20 protein-coding genes and 1 tRNA gene are annotated in these 21,708 nt (G+C 39.9%); 17 read left to right on the plus strand and 4 right to left on the minus strand.

Annotated features, from left to right (window positions below; all coding sequences use genetic code 11):
• Window positions 1-106: 106 nt before the first annotated feature.
• The gene (locus tag DIU38_RS09535) at window positions 107-595 is read right to left on the minus strand and encodes a rhomboid family intramembrane serine protease (protein ID WP_149354069.1); all 489 of its coding nucleotides are present in this window, start codon (window positions 593-595) and stop codon (window positions 107-109) included.
• A 132-nt stretch (window positions 596-727) separates the two neighbouring features.
• Here DIU38_RS09535 and DIU38_RS09540 point away from each other — a divergent pair, with 132 nt between their 5' ends.
• The 10 genes from DIU38_RS09540 (at window position 728) to DIU38_RS09575 (ending at window position 8,166) form a co-directional block, all read left to right on the plus strand.
• A complete protein-coding gene (locus tag DIU38_RS09540; RefSeq protein WP_112652441.1) occupies window positions 728-1,366 on the plus strand; it encodes a hypothetical protein in 639 nt (212 codons plus the stop codon).
• Window positions 1,367-1,376: 10 nt separating this feature from the next.
• The gene (locus DIU38_RS09545) at window positions 1,377-2,762 is read left to right on the plus strand and encodes a cysteine peptidase family C39 domain-containing protein (RefSeq protein WP_112652440.1); all 1,386 of its coding nucleotides are present in this window, start codon (window positions 1,377-1,379) and stop codon (window positions 2,760-2,762) included.
• Between the two features lie 99 nt (window positions 2,763-2,861).
• Window positions 2,862-3,692 (plus strand): RteC domain-containing protein, encoded by an 831-nt coding sequence (locus tag DIU38_RS09550; RefSeq protein WP_167516129.1) that lies wholly within the window; start codon window positions 2,862-2,864, stop codon window positions 3,690-3,692.
• A gap of 767 nt (window positions 3,693-4,459) precedes the next feature.
• The gene (locus DIU38_RS09555; RefSeq protein WP_112652437.1) at window positions 4,460-5,062 is read left to right on the plus strand and encodes a hypothetical protein; all 603 of its coding nucleotides are present in this window, start codon (window positions 4,460-4,462) and stop codon (window positions 5,060-5,062) included.
• A gap of 66 nt (window positions 5,063-5,128) precedes the next feature.
• Complete coding sequence (locus DIU38_RS34420) at window positions 5,129-5,257, plus strand: hypothetical protein (protein ID WP_262714285.1); 129 nt, start codon at window positions 5,129-5,131, stop codon at window positions 5,255-5,257.
• On the plus strand, window positions 5,254-5,427 hold the full coding sequence (locus DIU38_RS32985) for a hypothetical protein (protein ID WP_167516130.1): 174 nt from the start codon (window positions 5,254-5,256) through the stop codon (window positions 5,425-5,427). The genes DIU38_RS34420 and DIU38_RS32985 overlap by 4 nt, the downstream gene beginning before the upstream one ends.
• An 11-nt stretch (window positions 5,428-5,438) precedes the next feature.
• Window positions 5,439-6,485: a DUF932 domain-containing protein gene (locus DIU38_RS09560; protein ID WP_112652436.1), complete on the plus strand. Its 1,047-nt coding sequence runs from the start codon at window positions 5,439-5,441 to the stop codon at window positions 6,483-6,485.
• Between the two features lie 42 nt (window positions 6,486-6,527).
• On the plus strand, window positions 6,528-7,304 hold the full coding sequence (locus DIU38_RS09565; RefSeq protein ID WP_112652435.1) for a DUF3560 domain-containing protein: 777 nt from the start codon (window positions 6,528-6,530) through the stop codon (window positions 7,302-7,304).
• A gap of 8 nt (window positions 7,305-7,312) precedes the next feature.
• On the plus strand, window positions 7,313-7,690 hold the full coding sequence (locus DIU38_RS09570) for a hypothetical protein (RefSeq protein WP_112652434.1): 378 nt from the start codon (window positions 7,313-7,315) through the stop codon (window positions 7,688-7,690).
• A gap of 122 nt (window positions 7,691-7,812) precedes the next feature.
• Window positions 7,813-8,166, plus strand: coding sequence for a hypothetical protein (locus DIU38_RS09575; RefSeq protein WP_146752286.1), 354 nt, complete (start codon window positions 7,813-7,815; stop codon window positions 8,164-8,166).
• Here DIU38_RS09575 and DIU38_RS09580 read toward each other — a convergent pair.
• Window positions 8,163-8,783, minus strand: a complete 621-nt coding sequence (locus DIU38_RS09580; RefSeq protein ID WP_112652432.1) for a hypothetical protein — start codon at window positions 8,781-8,783, stop codon at window positions 8,163-8,165. The genes DIU38_RS09575 and DIU38_RS09580 overlap by 4 nt on opposite strands.
• Window positions 8,784-8,903: 120 nt before the next feature.
• On the opposite strand from DIU38_RS09580, the gene DIU38_RS09585 reads away from it, so the two are divergent.
• Window positions 8,904-10,301, plus strand: a complete 1,398-nt coding sequence (locus DIU38_RS09585; RefSeq protein WP_112652431.1) for a hypothetical protein — start codon at window positions 8,904-8,906, stop codon at window positions 10,299-10,301.
• A gap of 27 nt (window positions 10,302-10,328) precedes the next feature.
• On the opposite strand, the gene DIU38_RS09590 is transcribed toward DIU38_RS09585, so the two are convergent.
• Complete coding sequence (locus tag DIU38_RS09590; protein WP_112652430.1) at window positions 10,329-11,831, minus strand: protein kinase domain-containing protein; 1,503 nt, start codon at window positions 11,829-11,831, stop codon at window positions 10,329-10,331.
• A gap of 172 nt (window positions 11,832-12,003) precedes the next feature.
• Here DIU38_RS09590 and DIU38_RS09595 point away from each other — a divergent pair, with 172 nt between their 5' ends.
• The 6 genes from DIU38_RS09595 to DIU38_RS09620 all read left to right on the plus strand — a co-directional run bounded on the left by DIU38_RS09595 (window position 12,004) and on the right by DIU38_RS09620 (window position 19,918).
• Entirely contained in the window at window positions 12,004-13,722 is a 1,719-nt protein-coding gene (locus tag DIU38_RS09595) for an ATP-dependent nuclease (protein ID WP_112652429.1), read from the plus strand.
• Between the two features lie 4 nt (window positions 13,723-13,726).
• Entirely contained in the window at window positions 13,727-15,445 is a 1,719-nt protein-coding gene (locus tag DIU38_RS09600) for an ATP-dependent helicase (RefSeq protein WP_112652428.1), read from the plus strand.
• Between the two features lie 157 nt (window positions 15,446-15,602).
• Window positions 15,603-15,676: transfer RNA gene (locus tag DIU38_RS09605), tRNA-Ile, on the plus strand.
• Window positions 15,677-16,292: 616 nt separating this feature from the next.
• Complete coding sequence (locus DIU38_RS09610; RefSeq protein WP_112652427.1) at window positions 16,293-16,613, plus strand: phosphoribosylpyrophosphate synthetase; 321 nt, start codon at window positions 16,293-16,295, stop codon at window positions 16,611-16,613.
• 152 nt (window positions 16,614-16,765) lie between these two features.
• Window positions 16,766-17,494, plus strand: coding sequence for an SDR family oxidoreductase (locus DIU38_RS09615; protein ID WP_112652426.1), 729 nt, complete (start codon window positions 16,766-16,768; stop codon window positions 17,492-17,494).
• Window positions 17,495-17,671: 177 nt separating this feature from the next.
• Window positions 17,672-19,918 (plus strand): sensor histidine kinase, encoded by a 2,247-nt coding sequence (locus DIU38_RS09620; protein WP_112652425.1) that lies wholly within the window; start codon window positions 17,672-17,674, stop codon window positions 19,916-19,918.
• A gap of 307 nt (window positions 19,919-20,225) precedes the next feature.
• Here DIU38_RS09620 and DIU38_RS09625 read toward each other — a convergent pair whose 3' ends face one another.
• The gene (locus DIU38_RS09625; protein WP_112652424.1) at window positions 20,226-21,686 is read right to left on the minus strand and encodes a porin; all 1,461 of its coding nucleotides are present in this window, start codon (window positions 21,684-21,686) and stop codon (window positions 20,226-20,228) included.
• Window positions 21,687-21,708: the final 22 nt, after the last annotated feature.

Below are 21,708 nucleotides of genomic sequence, written 5' to 3' on the forward strand. Positions count from 1 at the left end.
AATTTTCAGTTTAACAATTGTCCATGGAATAAAAGCATCGTAATTCCCGCGCCAGAAACAGCGGAATAAAAATGTAATTCATTATTCATCATCGGGTTCTTTGTCCTTAACTGATAAATAATAAACCCGATAATAAAACAAAAAGGCCCGTAGATATTTTCAATACCCCAATGACAGGTAAATAAAATGCAATTACATGCGGCTGAAGGATCATATAGCCAAACATGACCCCAATTGCGCTACCCGATGCGCCTGAACTGGAATAATCAAAATCTTTGTAATGACGAATAGCTATGGCAACGCTTCCGCCTAACATGCTTACCAGGTATATAAATAAATAAAGGAAACTGCCCGAAGCTGAATGCTGATGTAGGTAGGTTTCCAGGCTGCCGCAAGCGAAAAAAATAACGGCTTCATTAATGATGAGATGGACTGGATCGTTATGTACCAGGTCGGCGGTAAATAGGCGGTAAAATTGTTTGTGATGGTAGATACTGAAAGGATGAAGCATCAGGTTGATCTTGATTATCGGGTTTATAAACCCAATAACGCTCGTTACCATGATGAGAATCATGATGGATATTGTTATCGGCATAGGTAGTAGATAAGGTACGACTAATATTATTATAACGATGGATTTAAACCATAAGTTTAAATTATAACTTATAATTCATACAAATAGGACATTTCCCGCTAACTACGGAATTTTACCAAAAAATGTTATAACATGCATTGCAAAGGTAAAACGATTTTAATAGCATTCCTCACTCTCTTAGGAACCTCATTCGCTTTAATTGGCTTAACTAACCGGTTGGTCCTTACACCCGAGTTTTATAAAAACAGTGGTGATCTTTTAGGCTATGACGATAATGCTATAGCCACCTATGTAAATGCTCAAAATTGGATATACCTGTTTGAAGGCCTCTACCTCACAATAAAACTTACCTTAATTGCCCTGGTCATTTATACAACATTTTACGTTGCTAAATACCAAATAAGGTTCAGATCGATATTTGGCGTAGTAGTGTATGCTGAATTTGTCTTTTTATTTGCTGCTTTCGGCAAACTTCTATGGTTTCATTATTTTGAACCGGCCGGAACCCTGAGCGATTGGCATAAAACGTATTTACTTTCAACGCTGTCATTATTTCCTAATGTTCCGGTTGCCTGGTATTATCCATTACAATCCTTGAATGCCTTTGAAATTGCGTATTGGTTTGCACTTGCATTCGGACTGACAAAAATTACTACCCTCAATTTCGACAACTCATTATTAATCGTCCTGAAAGGATATGTCCCGGCGCTGGTCGTCTGGATTGCCTGTGTAGTATTTACTACCATGGTGGTTTTTCCTGCACAGGCCTAACAACATCACTATGACCCCCATCGCTTTAATCAAAAGAATCTTTATTAGACAAGCCACAGATCAGGATTGTGGATTGGCCTGCCTCAAAATGGTTTTTGCTTGCTATAATCAGATCCCGCTGATTGATCGCGAATTATCCGCTTCAAATAAACCTGTTTCTTTACTTCAGTTAAAAAATGTTTGTAGCGAATCTTCCTTTCCCGCGAGGGCCGTGGAAATGGATCTCGATACTTTGATATCTATAAACAAACCGGTGATCCTGCATACAACTAACGATGATGGCCAGGATCATTTTATCGTTAGCTTTAGTTCCCGCAAAATAAAAGGTAAACATTATTTTCTGGTTGCCGATCCTGCAAAACAGGTCACCTATATACCTATAGATGAACTTCAGGAAATTTGGCGTTCGAAGGCTGCTTTGTATTTTGAGAAGGAACCTGAATTTAATTATGACAACTTTCCATCTCCCTGGCGTTTGCTAAGAGGTATTCGGGATGTACCGGTTGCATTAATTCCCGTATTTGGATTTCTTTCCCTGATAGCGGCAGCTTTTGGCGTTGGGTTAACCTGGTTGCTTCAACGTGGAATGATATACAATAACCTTTTGCAGGGTACTCGTTTAGTAAGTCTGATTATATTGTTAGTGATTATATACTTCGCTCGCGCCCTGGCAAATTACCTTAGACAATACTTACTCATCCGCATCAATCTCGCAATTAATGACAGGTTGATTCAACATATATTAAACCGCATATTTTTCAAGTCGCATCAAGATGATGCTCAAACCTACAATATACCTAATACGCTTGCGGACATTCAAAAAATTCAGGCCGCCATCTCAGCATTTATGGTTGTTATTTGTTGCGACGGTGCCTTTATCCTTGTGATGCTGGGAGCCGTATTTTATACGACGCCGGTTGCCGGGGCAATTGATCTGGTATTCCTGATTGTTGCATTGATTTGCATTTATAGGTTTTCATCAAAATATTCCTTCGAAATATCCCGGCTGAATTATTATTCAAAGTCTGCCGAACGCGCATTAAAAGATATTTGTCACTTGCGCACAAATAGTATAGATCATGGCCTGAGTGACTTGATTGCCAATCAACAATTAGGCAACTTCCGTCGCACCATGAATTTTGCGGAGAACCATGGAATGAAAGCCGCCCACTTAACACTCAGGCTTGAGATCATGCAGACACTCAACATAGCTGCCATATTTTTTACCTGTTTTCTGACCTTTAATAATGGAGGTGCTTCTTACGATTCCCTAATGATCGTAGTTATCCTCAGTTATATCATGTTCTCGCTGATACCGAAAATTTTAAATGCATTGACCGTTTTGGCTGAAGGTGCTGACGCGGCAATACAGATGAATACAGTTTTCGGTAGTTAACCTCAATTTAATTCGATTAATCGCCCCCGTTAATTACCGGAGGGGCTTAGCCGTGCTTTTCACCACCTTGAAATGTCATCTAACTTTGAAAATGATTATATGAATCCAACATTTGAAACAATCGAAAGCCAGCTGAAGGAGGAATTGCTCAGCTTGCAAAATTATCCACCAATGGAGCGTTATAGCGCCTCCGTAATATTGGTAAATAAGGCCATCGCTGATTTAAAAGAACATCTGAAGACGACTGAATTTACCAGTCCGCAAGAGGAGATAATCTTCTTTAAGGAAATAAGACCTAAAATATTGGCTTATAAGCTCCAGGTTTCCGTCGAATATAACATAAGTGTCAACGAACCTATAGGTACAAGTGATGTCTTGATTAATTACTTCGAGGAAGCCATTAAGGGTTTTCAATCCGTTTTTAAATTGAATTCGTTTTATTATCAATACTACAGAAATCATTTCAGCGAGCTTGACCATCTTTATTTCATCCGGAATGCAGATCACTCGCAAATTCCTCTCCCCGAAATCACCGACACAGAACACAACGATTCCACTCCGATGAGTGATCTGTTTGCCAAGTTTATCGCTTTTGAACAGGTTAACCAGATGATTATTAATCGTATTACATTCTTAATGAACAACTCACCGGTAATGAGAACAGATGGTGACTTTGAATTAAGGTGGACTGGAGATGTTATAAATGCTGTAGAATTGGCCTACGGAATATGGCTGACCGGCCAGGTAAATGACGGTAATGCCAGTCTTAATCAAATCGTACGATGGATTGAAACAAACCTCAAAGTCTCCATAGGCATTGCGCAACGCAAATTCTCAGAAATATCCAGGAGAAAACGATTGAGCATCACCAAATTTATTGATCAAATGCGTTCTGCCATACAAGGTAAGGCCGATGAGCATAATAGCTGATTTGCTTAAGGGTTGCCGTAGATAAGGCAACCCTATTGCTCTACCTCAGCTATCAAGATATATCTTTTATTTTAGAAAAGATTTAAATGCCTCTGTGGGCATCCCCTTCGGGCCGGGTGTTCCGCTGTATCTCCTTGGGAGGATGCCGCTGCACCCCCTGATGCACCCGCCGCTATCGCAGGTTCGCATTCCGCTTTACTCCATCACTCACCAGCTTCGCTTTCTCGGGAACAGCCTTCACGGCGACCGCTAAGCTCTGCACAATACTCGTCATACCGCTGACGCTTTATTCCTCGCTATGTGCAGCCGCCGTAAAGGCCTTTCCCTTTTTCCAGACCATTGTTTGATCTCAGCAATGCTTACAGGGTATTGCAGCGCATAACATACACCAATGACCTGCCCGGTCCTGCGCTTACGGACGGTAACGGTAACCGTCAGGCGCTGGTGCCGTGCAGGTCGGTTTTCATGACCGCCGCAGCGCTGATATTCTTCAGACGGCTATCGCCTCATTTGCCTTTTGTTACGCAAAGGAATCCCCCGCCGCGAGCCAAGGCCATGCGGAGTGCCGTCAAAAAAATCTTCCTGCAATTTCTAAGGCTGCGGCTGCGCCGCGATGTGTTGGCAGCGTATTTTTTTGCGTCAGCCTTGTCTCTTTTCCCCGCGCGCAAATAATGGGGTGCTTAACAAAAGGCAAATGAGGCGATAGCCGAATGAGCCAGGCGAAAAAAAAGTATCAAACAAATTTTTAACCCTTTAACGCGCAGAAAATGAGCACAACAACCAAAAACAGCGGAACTACACAAGGTGCAGCAACCCCAAAAAACGACAGCAAAAAAATCGAAACCACCAATCGCCCGAGCATCCCCGGCAAAGACAATGAAAAAAACGATGGACTTGTTAAAAATGACCCCGCCAAAACTGAACCCGCAGCCCAGGCTGCGCAAGCTGCGTCCACACCGGCAACAGAAACTAAGGCCTCCGCTAATGAGCAACCGGCAACAGGCCATGAGCAACCTAAAGCCGAAGAGGTGAAAGAGCAGCCCGCAGGAGAAATTAAATTTCTTAAACCTGCCTTGAATTTGGAGCAGACAGTAAAATACGTAGAGGGCCTGCATCGCAAAAACATACAGCGTTTAGCCTTAATCGCCCGGATCAAAACTTTAGAAGATTTTCAGATCAAACTGGCCGAAAATGCCGACCAACTGGAAAGCAATTTTTATCAGGGTTGCAAACTGATCATTGAGGACGACAAGGGTAACAAGTTTACCACCAACACCCCAAACCTCATTGCCATGACTGCACAGTTTGTTTACGATGCCTGTGTGTCTAAACTTTCTGAAATCGAGGCAGAAATCGTTTTTCCTAACTAATTAACTCTTGCCTCCCGGTATTGCCGGGAGGCTTTTTTTTAACCAATCCATTAAATAGGAATTAAGATGTACGAGCTATTTATCGAATTAACAAACCAGCTTTTTTGGGACGGCTATGCCGAACAGTTAGCAAAAGAAAACCCCGCAGTTTTCCAGTTTGAATTTGCCGAGTTCATAAACGCCTATCAATCATGAATAAGCATAACGACACCTTGTATTTGCTCATTAAAGTAACGGTAAACACGCCCTACAAGCACATACATAACGCCATCAGCGAACTGCAAAGGGAAACCAATTTGAGCATTACCAGCACAAATAATGTGCAGGTGCTGAAAACCGAAATAATGGAATTGAAAACCAAATAACATTTACAATCATGCCAGATAATATAAATTTCAATCAACTAACAGGTAAACACGCTTTTATGAGCGTTAAGGAAAGAGCATGGCACGGCCTCGGGCAGGTCGTTGACCGTTACCTGACCAGTGCCGAAGCAATACAGGTAGCCGGACTGGACTATGAAGTAGAAAAATGGTCATTATATGCATGCGATCAGCAGGGGCGGTATTCCGATGATATTTTTGTGCCTGAAAGATTTGCTACCGTTCGCGCAGATACCAATCAGGTTTTAGGGGTAGTCGGTAGTGATTACGAAATTGTACAAAACCGGGATGCCTTTAAATTTTTTGATGCTATTGTAGGCGGTGGCGATGGCGTATTGTATGAAACTGCCGGAGCATTGGGTAACGGTGAACGTATTTTTATTACCGCCAAATTGCCGGGTTACATTCGGGTTGGTAATGACGACCTGATCGAAAAATATTTGTTCCTTACCACCTCGCACGATGGTTTTGGCAGTATCACTATTGCATTTACCCCAATTCGCATAGTATGTAACAACACGCTTAACGCAGCATTGCGAAATATGAGCAATTGCCACAAAATCCGCCACACGGAAAGCGCTAAAGAGCGATTAGAAGAGGCACACAAAATTATGGGCTTCACCAACACCTTAGCCGACCAGTTAGGCGATGTATTTAACCGCTGGTCACAAATCCGCATTCGTGATAAGGAAGTTCTTAAACTGGTGCAATTAGCAATGGCACCAAGCAAAGAGGTGCTAAACAAGGTATTGACAGACGAAGCGCCTGACGAGTTTTCAAGCAGGTTTAAAAATACGGTTGAACGTATTTGTACCTATGCCTTTACCAATCCAACCCAACAAATGGACACCACCCGCGGGACGTTGTTTGGCGCATATAATGCGATAACAGGTTATTTTCAAAATGTATTAGACTACAAAAGCGAAGAGCAAAAACTAAAGTCCGTCATGTTCGGCAATGGCCTGACTAAAACACAAATCGCATTTAACCTCTGCCATGAATTTGAAAAGTTTGGCGGCGGTGATTTTAAACTTAATTAATAACAAGGCGGGGGCTTTAGCTCCCGCCAAAATTCTACAATCATGAAACACGATTTTGAAGAACGTAAAGAAAACCGCATAATTAACGCACACCGCTTAGCTAAAAAGAACACCCAGGAAGCGGAAAGCCTGTATACAACAGCCTCAAAAATGGCAAGCGTTATACCGATGGGACAACCTATTTTAATTGGACATCACTCAGAAAAAGGGGATCGTAATTACCGCAACCGGATCAGCAATAAATTTCAACAGGCAAATATCAAATTGGATAAAGCTGCATATTATCAGGACAAAGCAAAAACCATTGAAAATAATGACGCCATATTTTCGGATGACCCTAAAGCCCTGGAAAAGCTGAACGCCAAGTTAAATGAATTAAAAAAGGCACAGGAGTTTATGAAGTCTGCTAACAAATGCCTTAGAAAAGGCGATAAAGAAGGCTTTTTAAAATTAGAGGCTGCAAGTGAAAATCTTTGGGATGAATTAAATAAAACCAGTCCCGGCTATGGCAAAGGATTCGCGCATTTCAGTCTTTCCAATAACAACGCCAATATACGCCGGATTCAGCAGCGTATCGACCAACTTAAAAAGCTGGAGGACAAAACAGCAATCGACGAGACAATAAACGATATCCGCATTTTTGAAAACAAAGAGGCGAACCGCTTGCAAATCATATTCCCCGGTAAGCCTGATGAAAGCACCCGCAAGAAACTAAAATCTGCCGGTTTCCGCTGGTCACCAAGAGAGGGTGCATGGCAACGACACATCAGCCGGAGCGCTTATTTAGATGCTCAGATTATAATTAAAAATATAACTTAAAATGAGCCATGACAATTTGTTATGAATTTGCTTTCAAATTAGCCGTCCGTAAGAAAAACGGACGGCTATTTAAAAATCACACTGTTAACGGGATCGGTTTCACTTTTCAAAATGCGCTTTGGGACGTTTACTATTCCTTGAAAAAACGGAAGTCTGAAATTGTTACTATTTTAAGTGTTAGGCCTTTGCGGGTGGCGTTTGCCTTTAATCGACAACAACAATCAATTAAAATAAATATTGCTGATCACCCCCCGGATATCCCTGACGATTTAAACCGGGAACTGGAAATACTGCCAAAAAAACGCATAGAAGAGCCAGTTAAAGCCCTCATTTGGGAAGATGAGGCAACCTTCTATTTTATTGTAAAAAGGCCGTATAACGGCTAATACAGGGGCTGAGGCCCCTTTTTTAATGGTGGGGACTTCTTTTCTTTGTGATCAAAGAAAAGAAGCAAAAGAAATTAATTAATGGTAACCTATACGTTCTACTTTTAAATTACAACTACATATTGGCATTACCAGATAAGGATTTTGAATCAATTATACCTACCTTAGAAATACTAAATAGACCCAATATGATAGATGTCAAATTTAAATTCAATGATCAAAATCGTGATTTTGGGCTGAAAACATTTGTTAACTATGATAAGGAACGAATGGTTTTCTTCATACAGTTAGATAATAGCGGCATACTTGTAATTGAAAAATTATCAGGTTCTTCATGGAAGCAGATTTCAGGAGGGGCATTTGATGATGGTTTTAGGGATGCCATCATTGAGGCTATCAGTAAAATCCATTTAACCAAAATTTGGGATGATGCCCGCCCCCTTGAAGAATTACCATCGCATTATTTATCCTTCTAAATGGCAATCTTTTTATTATCAGTACTCTTTCCAGTCCTGATTTTCAGCTGCCTCATATGTTTTGGGTCTCCGGTAATTTTGCTATAATAGTTAATAGGAAGGTCGAATAAATTAATAAGCTTCTTTAAGGTTATTGAAATATTGCTCCTGACCATTTTTTTCTCATCAGATTCTTTCATAATATAAAAAAACGCCGGCCAAAATACTGCTGCTTTATCCTGATCGATATCGTCTGGAGATCCGATGAGTGATAATATTTTGGATTTTCCTATCATCAGTTTGGCAAACGGCCTGTTCACACCTTTACAAGCTGACATAAAAATACGTACATCTTTCATATTACCTGACATATGTTGTAACTCCCTGTATGAAATAGCCTCACCGTTTATTTCTATTCCATCTTCATCTGCATGACATGAAAGATAGAGATACCGAAATTTAGAACGTTTAAAGTCTTGTAACAATTCTTTCAACGAGCTTACGGAAAGAGCATATCGATAGATCACCGGTATCTTTGCTACCGTTAGGATGCCATTTAGGTTTTCACCGTCAAAATAATCGCCATCGTTAAGCGATTCTATAATATATACACCGTAAACAGTAGTTAATAAATTCATATTAAAATGTGTGGTTTAAGTTATCTGGCTTGTTATTTTTAAAAATAATAAATTCGGTGGTTATCAAGAATGCATCCTTATTACTTTACTAAATGTCCATTTATATTAACAACTTGATAGATGACTCGTATTAACTTCAGCGAAAAAGAAATTCAGGAACATATCTGGAAGTACAAGGATGATTTTTATGAAATCATTGGTGAGTTTGAACTCCCGCCATTATATCAATTCAATCATAATGAGCAATCTATAGAAGAATTAACCTCCGATAAAATTTTGTTTAATATCATCATCGAAAGAATTAGGAATATTTTCGAGGATTTACAAAGCCTACGATTATTTGGAAATGAGGTATCTCTCGGAAATATTGGTGAGACAAAAATCAGAGCTGACTTTTTGGGAAAGGCCGAAGGCATACCAGGTATTTATATTGTTGAATTAAAAAAAGATGGTCAAACAGAGCGACAGGCATTTACAGAATTGTTGGCCTATGCCAACCAGATAAATGCAAAGTTTCCTTCTCATAGCAGGGATGATAACGTTTTTATCCTAATCTGCCCGATGTATGGCAAAACCATTGAGGATGCTTTTTTGCAATCACTGGTTTTTGATAAACGAAAAATCTGCATACTGCATCCAATATTTGAAGATGAAAATGAAATTACCTCATTAAAACTGAAACCTCATATACCATCGCTTGAAGATATTATACACTTTTCCAGTAATGCCTTTAAAAAAAGAAATTTTGACGTATTGGTATATTCATGGAATAATGAAGAGACACATTGGAACCCAAAACCCGAGGGGCAAAATATTGTAGATATGAACCGTGTTGCTGGTTTAGCCGCGCAGCTCATGGAAGAAAAAGGCATACACGGGTTTGTCTACCCGCAACAGCAATGGCCAGAATTTAATAACTTGTTGCCCAATACCAACAAACTTGTTTTAGTTGGTTTAAATCCCTATAAAATAGCTTCTGATAATTATTTTAGAATAAATAATCCTGAATTGGAGCATCTTGAACCTCCCAGCCTTTTCGAAATAAATGATGAGATCAATCTGACAAACATATTACCTGGCCTCGGTAAACATAACGATATACATACTGACTGGAATTATTTTACTGACCTGGGGTATAATTGGGTTTCAAATTTACACCATATAGGTCAGAAGGCTGTTGAAGCATGTACGATTAACCGGATGGGAGTAAAAATTCATTCGGAAGGGGTTTTTGGAGGTTCTTTCGATCAGTACGAGTCAAGCAATATTGAAAGTGTTTATGTATTCCAATATGATTTAAGGCCAACTGGAGTAATCAGAGAATTATATTGGGAGGTAACCAGACACGACTATACCCATTGGTCAAAGTATGGTTCTCATCCCTTCTATGGGGATGCTTTTGGTTGGGCAATTGAAAATACAGAATCATATTTGCTGTTTGAAACATTTTTGAGAATTATGTTTTATGGTCGAGATAATGAGGCTGACATTGATGATGAGGACATACAGGAGGATTAAATAATATATATTACCAGTTGACCCGCCTTAAAGCCTATTCGAAACTTCTAATGGGCGGCGGTTTCTGATTTTTTTCTCTAATACTTTAACTTCATCAATAGTAGGTATTAATTCTTGCTTTAGAAGATCTTCTATAAATTTCCTGATATCATCCATGTTTGGCCAATAATGCGCACATTGATCACCAGTACTAATTAGAAAATAACCTTCCTCTTGTTCTCGCTCGATATATTCTGTTTGGTGTTCGCTCAATGTAATAACTTCGTCATTTACTTCTGCATAACCATTATGAGCTTCTGATGGTGATATAATAAAGGAATTATCGACAACCGTAACTCCCATGTAATGCTTATTTTCAAATTTAAATGGGTCATCCTTTAAATAATGAACTAAAACAAAATCATTGAAAAAACTGGTATCGTAGTGCACCCAAATATCCTTTATCTTGTACTCCAAAGTGTCAAATTTCCACCGTCCCGTAAAAGGTGACTTTTTGAGATTAAAATCGTGATCCCCAAAATTGCTTGTACACCACAGTTTTTTGTCTAATTCTGGTTGGTATTTTTCAATATTTTCAAATAGCCTATTGATTTTATCTGCGTTATCACAATAAATGGTCCCGGTTTCATTTCGAGGAAAGGATCGGGTTAGCATATCGTGAAACCTGTAGAAATCTTGAAATGGATCAACAAATTTATCAACTCCTAAAGCTGCTTTAATTTCAGCAATATTTTGAAAACGCGCAGCAGGATCATGCTGAAGACATTTGTCGATAACGCTATCATATTTACTCAAACCAGTAAACTTCGTTGTTATCCTCTTTCTACCCGTGCCTCTATGAGTAGAACCTGTAGCAAACCATTGTGCGACCTGACCAATTGCATAAATATCCATCGTCTCAGCCGCAGAAGTTCCTGCATTCTCCTGTTCCGGAGAAGAAAAATTTCTGTTGCCAAGTCTTTCTGCCTTATCGGTAATTGCCTTGGCCGCGAACAATTCAGGGTTATAACTGGCTATTCCAAAATCCGTTAAAATAAATTGCCTGTTCTGATACAGGATATTTTCAGGTTTAATATCACGATGAATTATACCGTTGTTATGTACAAAACCAACAGTATCAACCAGAAATTTAAACAACTCTTCAAATTGCTCCTCTGTTGCATTTGCTTGTAGTTTATTAAGTGATCCATCATACAATTCCATCAATATCATTGGAATGTACTGGACTATATCATTAATGGTTGGTTGGAAAACGGCGTAATCAAAGTAACGAACAATTGATTTTTTGAAGGGTAAGGTGATGACATTAAAATACTCAGCTAAAAAACGATCTTCTTTTGATTTTTTAATATTTCCGGATGATTCGGTCAAAAGAAATTTAACTGCAATTTTCTTACCGTGTAAAGATGCTTCATATACAAGCCCATTTCCGCCCTGGCCGACGGGTTTAATCAGCGTAATTTCACCAAGGTCTGATGGAATGATTTTATTAACACTTTTAAAATATTTGGTAAGGTCAGATACTGTCATAAAAAATTGCTAAACGTTAAGGTTTGGTAAAAACTTCGCTAAGATGCATAAGTTTCATTTGCTTGGTAAAAATAAACTGTTTAAATATTTTTTACCTAATTATATGCCTATCAATAAAACACAATATTGATATATTTACCTAACTATACCAATCTCAGCTTAAACCAAAATCATGCAAGTATCAAGAATTTCCATTAATAATTTTCGAGGCATAAAAGAAGCCGTAATTTATATTAGCGGGCACACCGTTTTCATTGGAGACAACAATGCAGGAAAATCAACCATTTTTGAAGCAATTGATCTGGTTTTAGGCCCAGATCGTTTAGGAAGAACACCGGTAGTTGATGAACACGATTTCTTTAATGGAAAATATATCAAGGATGATAAACCAATTGAAATAAGCGTCGAAGTTGTAATTACTGGCCTTCATAAGGAACAAGTCAGGCGTTTTCGTAATCATATTGAATATTGGGATAATGATCTATGTGAGTTATTTGAAGAACCACCTGCTGAACTTGTAGATGGAGATAGTACAGTTGAGGCTTTACGGGTAGCATTTCGTGGCCACTATGACGTGGACGAGGATGATTTTACAGGAGAGACATATTTTTGTAACCCCGAAAAGGAAGATGGCACATTTGCCAAGTTTGGAAAAATGGACAAACGCGAATGTGGGTTTCTTTACCTACGCGCACTAAGGACTGGCTCAAGGGCATTAAGTCTTGAACGTGGGTCATTATTAGATATCATATTAAAAATCAAGGAACTCAGGCCTAAAATGTGGGAGGATGTTTTAGACAAATTGAGAGATACTACAGTCGCTGATGATCCTGATCTCGGCGTAAAAGAAGTATTGGAGGGTGTACAAGAAGCACTGAAAGAATTTGTTCCTGCCGATTGGGGGTCAGAACCACACCTTAAAGTGACTGATCTGACAAGAGAATCTCTAAGAAAAACCCTAACTGTATTTATGTCAACCGGTTCAGATGATTATTACGCTCCATTTCATCATCAGGGAACAGGAACTGTTAATACCATGGTTCTCGCATTACTTTCAATGATTGCGGAAATGAAAGATACTGTGATATTTGCTATGGAAGAACCTGAAATTGCCATACCTCCATATACCCAAAAGCGTATTGTTAACATTGTCAGAAAAAAGGCGAATCAAGCATTATTTACATCACATTCTCCATTTGTTTTAGAAGAATTTGAACCTGAACAAATTTGCTTAATCAATCGCAAAAAAGGAAAGGTACACAGTACCTCAGTTAGCCTACCTGATGGTGTTAAGCCTAAAACATATCGCTCCGAATTTAGAGCAAAATTTGCAGAAGCATTACTGGCAAAACGCGTATTGATAACGGAAGGTGTCACCGAAGCCGCAGCATATTCAGGTGCAGCCAAAAAGCTTGAAGAACTTCACAGCAATTATTCATCTTTGGAAGCATTGGGTATCGCTATTTTTAATGCAGGATCAGACACTGCGATAAGCAAATATGGCGCGTACTTTAAGGGTTTAAAGAAAACCACATTTGCAGTATTTGATAAACAAGAAGAAGATACCCTTAAAGAAATTAAGAAATATGTTGATCATCCCTACGAGTTACCATATAAGGGGTTCGAAGCACTAATTATCGAGGAGGTCGATATTGAAGCACAAAAGCGTTTTCTGCTTCAAATTGTGGAAGATGGTGGTTGGCCATCTCATCTGGCAAAAATTGAACCCAAAGATACTTCTACAAATGATGAATATAAGAATGCTTTAATGAGTTATCTTAAATGGGCTAAGGGCGCTGCTGGTGCTGCTGACCTACTGGGGGATTGTACCCTCAAGGAAATGCCTAAAACCCTAAAAGCGACATTGAAGGATATAAAAAAGCACATATAAGATTATGGCAGAAATTGTGCTTTGTGACCAAAGAAAAAAGTTGTTGACAGATGATGGCCATATCATTGTTAAAGGAGGTCCTGGTGCCGGAAAAACAACTATAAGTTTGATAAAAGCGGAAAGAACCATAGGTGAGGTAGGTATAGAAAAAAACCAGCGGATATTATTTTTGTCCTTTGCCCGATCTACAGTTGGTAGAGTTGTAGAAAGCGCGAAAAGTATACTTAACCCTGAACACCTCAAGAATATCGAGATTAATACCTATCACGCATTTGCATGGACAATCATTCAAACTTTCAGCAAACTCATCGTAAAACATAAGATAATCCGACTTTTAAATCCCGCTGATGCAGCCGCCAGATTCTTTGGATTAAGCAAAGAGAACAGGAGGAATGAGTGCAAAAGACTTTTTGAGGAAGAAGGAATACTATCATTTGACATCTTTGCTGAGACAACCACTGAGATCCTGGAAAGAGCAAAAAAAGTGAGGGCCATGTTAAGCGATGTTTACCCGATAATTTATGTTGACGAGTTTCAGGATACTGATCCAATGGAATGGCCGATAATACAATTGCTCGGCGAAAGAAGTACCATCATTGCCCTCGCAGATCCATACCAAAGGATTTATGATTTTAGGGGTGCAAATCCCAAAAGAATACTGGATTTTGAAAAACATTTTAAACCGACGACCTACGATTTCGGAGATGAAAATAACAGAAGTAATGGTACCGATATTGTTCAATTCGGAAATGATCTATTGATTGGATCTAATAAGGGCAAAAAATATAAGCAGGTTCAGATAAAGCGATATGGATATGATGCAGGAGAACCAATGTCAGCTATAAAATATGCATTATTTGAAAGCATGAAACGGCAGATAAAAGACAAGCCTGATAATAGTTGGTCAATTGCAGTCCTTACCAAAACGAAATTAGGAACTCTTTCTATTTCCAATTATCTTTCAAAGACAAGTGCCCGGCATAAATCTATAAGTCACGAAGTTTTAATTGATCCTGCCGGACCCGCTCTCGTAGCTGTTTTAATAGCTGGACTTATGGAACGTAAATCTAAGAATGAACTCAGAGTTGATTTCGTTAATAATATAATTGCACATTTACGAGGTAGGAAGGATCGCGTTACTAAGGTAGATATTGAAAGATCAGAGATGTTGACGAATTATTTGAATGGAAGTAAGGTTATAGGCAAAAACAGGTTGCATTTGATAAATGATATCGAAAAAATAGTTGATGCTACTTTAAATTTAATTTTTAGTGGCATACCTCAAGCAGATTGGTTGCTGGTAAGAGATCAAATCGGAAAAGCAACTCACGAAGTTCTAACTGATATATTTACCGATTCAAAGTATATTAAGCTATTGAATCGAGGTGCACTGTTGGGAGAAACACTTGCTGAAAATTATAAACAAAACGGGCATTACGGAAACACGAAAGAAGCCGTACGAACCGGATTATTGCAAGAGCATTTCTCAATGGCTAATAGAGATTACAAAGGTATTTACATCATGACTTTGCATAAATCCAAGGGAAAGGAATTTGATGAAGTAATAATTTGGGATGATCGTCAAAGCTCAATTGTTCGATTCAATCCAACTCCTTCAGATATCGAACAAGCACGTTATTTACTTAGGGTTGGAGCAACCAGGGCCAGACAAATGACCACTATCTGTACGCCAAATGCAACGCCTTGCCCATTACTTTTTTAAAAAGAAATAAGCCAAAATCTTTTCCTGCATCTTTTGAAAAGATACTTATGCACAAGCGTTACTTTATCCTGGTCAAGTAACAAATATGTAACAACCGCTTCTTGACCATTTGGCAAATTAGTCTTAATATTGCGTCAGTAAATCGCAATTAGCGATTGCATCTATAACCCAGTCGGTTAGAGTAGAAGACTCATAATCTTTTGGTCCCTGGTTCGAGCCCAGGTGGGCGCACTTCCTTACCTTTAAAAAGGTCGCAAAACCCCTTAAGTAGCTTATTTAAGGGGTTTTTTATTAATTACCCCCTCAAGAAACGTCAACTTCTGTGCACCTAACTGAGCACCTAATTTAAGTTTTTAACTTAGGTGCTCAGTTTTGATGTTATGTGTGGAGATTGACTAAGGCTAAGCACATTTTTACAGTCGCTTACCGTCTTTTTAATTTCGAAATCGCTTTTTGAAGAGGCTGGCGTGGTACGCTCTTAGAGTTGCAATGTCCCAACTGTATCTTGTTCGAAATTAGAAATGGTGCCCTGGCAATTACCCGGTAAGGATGTCAATCATAATTTATCCAAAATAAATTTTAAAATAAACTGTGCGCTAGTATCAACACAAACCATTGATCTATTAGGCACGAAGATGACAACACTTAGTGCATGCTCTCCCAGATGCGGTTTATTGATATTTGGTTAATTATTTTAAAATAAACGAAATGAAGCAAGCCGAGCTGTTTTTTTTAAGTGGTAATGTATTGATAGTCAGTTTGTTTTTCTGATGGCATAGGGATTGAATGTTTTGAATGATGCAGCACGGGCAGCTTTGACAATGCATTCACTCACATTTTCACCATTATGAATAATTACAGTAACAAGGAAGAGGCAATAATAGATCTGCAAAAGAAAGGTTATGAATTTGACTACGTCCTTAAAAGTGAAAACTTGCTTTGTGTCCAGAATAGGGAACTGCTAAATCCAGACGACTTCGAGATTGTAGAAACGCATCTTTTTGAAAGGGAAGCTGTAAATGATCGGGGCTGCGTTATTTATGCGATAGCTTCGATGCACAATGGGCTGAAAGGCATTCTCATGATAGCATTCAATACTTTTACGAATGGCCTTTCGATTCACCTCTGGTCAAAGCTTTCCGCGGCACTGATTTGCAAACCGACATGATTCATCAGAAGCGTGTTGCGAAAACGAAGGCGCCTTACCGTTGGCATTGAGATCGAATGTTTGTTGGTCATGATGCCTGTTTAAATGCCAGAGTATCGTGAATAGCCTTAAGCAGACCTTTCCCTGTGTAATGCCTGGCCAACTGAAATGAAATGAAAGATCATAGTTATCACCGGTCCTTAAAACGTAAAAATGTCGTTGTCATAGGAGCTGATTCTCTTATCGGACAGGCTACTGCGATATTTGCAGCAGCAGAAGGGGCGCATGTAACAGCGGTTTGCAGGAAGTTAAGCCCGGTATTAAAAAACAAATTCGTTCTGCCATTTGGCTGTAATATGAAGGAGAGCGAACTGAGGTGTGATGATTGTTATAAGGAATTATTCATTAACCGGGCTTCTTTAGATCACATGGTCATGGTTCTCCCCGAGCATATGATTCCCATTGGATCGAATGTATTGCCGGAAGTGGCAGAGCGGCATTTTATTACAACCTGTTTTATTAGTATATCTGCTGCTATTAAGTATGCTTTACCGCTCATGGGACCCGGTTGTTCGATTACCATTTGCTCAGTTAATCAATCGCCGGATCCCTGTATTAAAGATATATTACCCGATTATACGAAGGCAATGGCAGTTCCATTAGCGCCTGTTCGCTTGAACTGCGTTACAGTAGGTTTGCCTCGCCAGGAGTCTTACTACCGTACAATTACGGAACGCCCAACCAGAATTACAGCGGTCAATGATGTTCGATTCTTCGGCAGCTTCCGGGAACCGGGGGATGTGGCGCTCGCGCTGATTTATCTCATAAAGCACCCGTTTGCCACCGGGGAAAACCTGGTAATCGACGAAGGCAGGTTAACAAGGCGGCTCCATGATAAATGATTGATTGAGGGCATCAGCAGTTTGATCTGAAAACGATGAATTGCGCTAAGCCCGGAGATTGTTGTAGATCCGAACATATCGTATTGATGAATATGAACTTAAAGTCATCATCTCATCCCGAGAAAGCATGAAAATTGAACTTTTAAACATTTTAGCTAATCAATTTATAATCAGATTATGAGAAAACCTATACTGCTATTTATCCTGGTTGGAACGATCTTTTTGTGCAGGGGCCAGGAGATCAAAAGGCAACAAGCAGACCAACTGCTAAAAATAGTCCAGCAAAAGGTTACAGATACCGCGCATATCCATGCTTTATTAACCCTTGCAGAATTCAATATATTCAAAAAAGGTCAATTGAAGACAGACCTGGACAGCGCGCGGTTGTTTATTGACCAGGCGAAACGCATGAATACAAAAATTAAATCCATTACGGCCTACGGATACACTGCTTTGGTAGAGTCGTATCTGGCAAGGAAAATCAAACAAGAGGAAATAGCAAAGGTTTTAAACGATAAAGCCGTCCAGTTGTTGAGTGATGCTAAAAACTATTACCACCTGGGGCAGGCTTATTACCAACGTGCCACCTATTATAATCCTTACGATGATTCGGGCAGCAGTAAGGTCCTGGATCTATACACGAAAGGGATTGAGGCATTTAAAATGGCGAATAATGTCGAACGGCAGGCGTACGGATATAAGCGCCTGGGTGAGTATGACAACGCTGTGCAAACCACTTTAGAAAAACTTCTGAAATCACTGGCGCTTTACAAATCTATCCATTATCAGGCGGTACAGGAAGTATATGATCTGATTGCTGTTGCTTATTTGTATGATACCAATCTGCAAAAGGCGCTGTCCTATGCATTACTTGCGCTGAAAACAGCAGAACTGGACAAAGACACCACTATGCAATTGTGCGCAATTAATAATCACCTGGGTTTGATATTTTACAGGAAACATGATTATAAAAATTCAACATTCTATTTTGTCAAGGCGCTTAAAACTGCGGAAACATACAACGATGTTAATACCATCTATTTTCTATGTGTTAACATCGTAAACAGCTGCCTCAATACCGAACAGCCGATCGCCGCAAAGCGGATTTTGCAACAAGTTTTGGGAAAATACCCAGCGCCGAAAAATGATATGGATCTTTCGAGGATAACCAATGAATCATTTGTGAAAATATATACGAAATTAAATCAAATCGATAATGGCAGACCTTATGCCGAAGCATTAAGGACTATTGACCTGAAATATAAAAACAAGCTGAATGTTGCTAAGCTGATTGAAGATAATTTCATCATGTCCAAGTTCTACCTGGCGGCGCAATCATTTGGTCAGGCAACCGATTATATGAAAAAAAGTGAAGAATTGCTGGCCAAAAACGGCACTGCTTACGACCGGTCGGCGTTATATTCCCTAAAATTCAGGATTGACACGGCCAAAGGTAATTACCGGTCGGCGGTGCAGCATTTGATACATTTCAATAAGATACAGGATTCGATTTTCAACGAGCGCAAGGCGGTCGAGTGCCAAAAACAACAAGTGCAATACGAAACGGAAAAAAAGGATCAGCAGATAAAGCTGCTGCAACAAAATGAGCTGCTCCAGCAAACAAAACTTAAACATGCGGGGCTGGTTCAAAACCTTACCCTGGGGGGTATCATCGTGATGCTGATCATCAGTGCGTTGATCTACCGTATTTACAAGCAGAAGAAAGCGGCAAATGCCATCATCACGCACAAAAATGAATTATTACAGCAATTGCTTACCGGCAAAGAATGGCTGCTGAAAGAAGTTCACCATCGCGTTAAAAATAACCTGCACACGGTTATCTGCCTCCTGGAATCACAGGCACAGTATTTGGAAAATGATGCCTTGAAAGCGATTGAAAGCAGCCAGCATCGTATTTATGCCATGTCGTTAATTCATCAGAAGCTTTACCAGTCAGATGAAATTAAAACTATTGACATGGCCTTTTACATTCCGGAGTTGGTGCTATCTCTTCAGGACAGTTTTGATACCTTCGGGAAAATCCATTTTATCATTGATGTGGAAAAGATCGAACTGGGTATCTCACACGCTATTCCTTTGGGGCTGATCCTGAATGAAGCCGTTACAAATTGCATTAAGTATGCGTTTCCCGGTGATAGAAATGGCGACGTTTTCATTCTGATGTCGGAAAATGATGGCTTGATTAAACTCGAAATTATTGATAACGGGATCGGTATGCCGCAAAATCAATGTCAAAATGGAACTGAATCCCTGGGGCTTAAGCTGATTAGTGGCTTAAGTGCTGATATCCACGCCGATTACTGCTGCGAAGCTGAATATGGAACTAAAATTACCATATCTTTCAGGAATCAAAATCTAACAGATTCAGATCGTTACATGGAAACAGGTGCAGCTATTGTTTGATTAGACGGGTACCCGGTAATGACCTTGCTTAATGAACGCTGAATAGTCAAATGCGGGTGCTTTGATCTTTAGGATTGTATCTTTAGGCGGTTGTAGCAGGCATTATCCGTCAGATCAAATAGCAAGACGACCTATTGCCTCATAAGCCCGAATGTAAATATTGTTGCCCCTACCAGAGCACATGATGGATTGAATGCAACGGATAAAAAACGAAACGGATATTTGTTTTTGGTAAACAAATATCCGTTTGATAGATTTGCCGCCAATTCCTTTTTTGGGTTGATGTTGGCAGCCTGCTTTCTTAACTCTATAAAAATACCTGCGTTGCAATAACATAACTGCCTTTTGAAAAAGCTTGCTGATTATTAACAACGATAGGTCTGGTTTGATATTTAAAGGAGATTTTGGCATGATGGCCGTCAAGGTAAACGTTACCGCCGGCACTCCACCAAGTAAATTTTGAACTGCCGTACCTTTCAAATTGCTGCAAGCTGTATTCGGCAAATGGCTGTAAACGCACAACGTCTGTTTTTAAAAGCGTTTTGGGCAATAAAAGGCCAACCTGGGTAAACCATGATGAACCTGTACCAATAATCGGAGCAACGTTACCATAGCCGGCCTGTGATACAACTCCGGTATAGTTTTGGGCCGGTCCGACATTTTCATTCATGATCGATCCGTTTCTCAGGTAATTTGGCCCGAAGTCATCATGGTAATAAACACTATAGCCGGTAAATGCCCAGTTTTGCCGCTTGCCGCCAAAGGGTAGATCGGCAAATACGTCAGCCGCCCAAATGCTAATATTATGGTTAATTAGCGGAGATGTAGCTGTATTGTTTACTTGCGTGGTGGTACCCTTGCCGGTGTAATAGTAGCCGACACCGATATTCAGCACCTTTTTTGTACCAACATAGGTTCCGGTGGTATAAGGAACCAAGGTGTTTTCTTTATCAAAAAATTGCCAGGCTGCATATCCCGTAGTAGACAGGTTACCGTTTGCGTTGTTATCTACCGCATAATTTAATTCAGGGGCATTGGGCTTAGCATAGGCGACGGCGGGAGTAATAACAGTAAACGGCTTGTTAACCGCCCATCGGTAGGTAACAGGCCCGACAACACCCTTAAGATAAATACCCACCTGGCGTCCCAGCTGATCAGAATTATCGATTAGTGGCCAGTTGTAAATTGGCGCATCGATGGCCAGGAAGTTGAATGAGCTTAAGGATGACATGCGGCTGATACCAACCCAGTAATGCAAGCCCGTACCAATGTATAATGAGGCAAAGTTACGCTTATGCGTTGCAAAATCATTGTCTGGAACAATGGTATATTCATTCCATAACTCATGCACGTACAGGGAAGGCTTTTTGCCCAAAGTTCCGTTGAATGTTGCGCCGCCGTTTCCCGTATTGCCGCCTCCTGCCGAACCTCCGCTGGAGAAGCTTTGATTATCTATTCCAATAGTTCCAAGTACCAGGTAACGCTGGCTTAACTGGCTGTATAATGCAAATCGGAATTGGCGAACGCTGAAGTCCAGCATATTATCTTTAGCGATGCCGTTTACTGCAGTACCGGGATTCAACTCTGAATATCGGGCCCTGAAGTCTGTCCAGACCAGGAACCTGACATATTTTTGACCCGTGCTGTCCAGCTTAATGGTTAGCCCGTCAGTATAGGATGGCGAACCGCCTTGCCCGTAAGCTATGCCAATTGTCAAAGCCAGAATTACTGAAAATGAAATTTTTCTGATGTATTGTTTTGTTTTCATCGTCGTAACGTTTAGATATTTA

The sequence above is a fragment of the Mucilaginibacter metallidurans genome (assembly GCF_003286435.2).
GTDB classification, from domain to species: domain Bacteria; phylum Bacteroidota; class Bacteroidia; order Sphingobacteriales; family Sphingobacteriaceae; genus Mucilaginibacter; species Mucilaginibacter gossypii.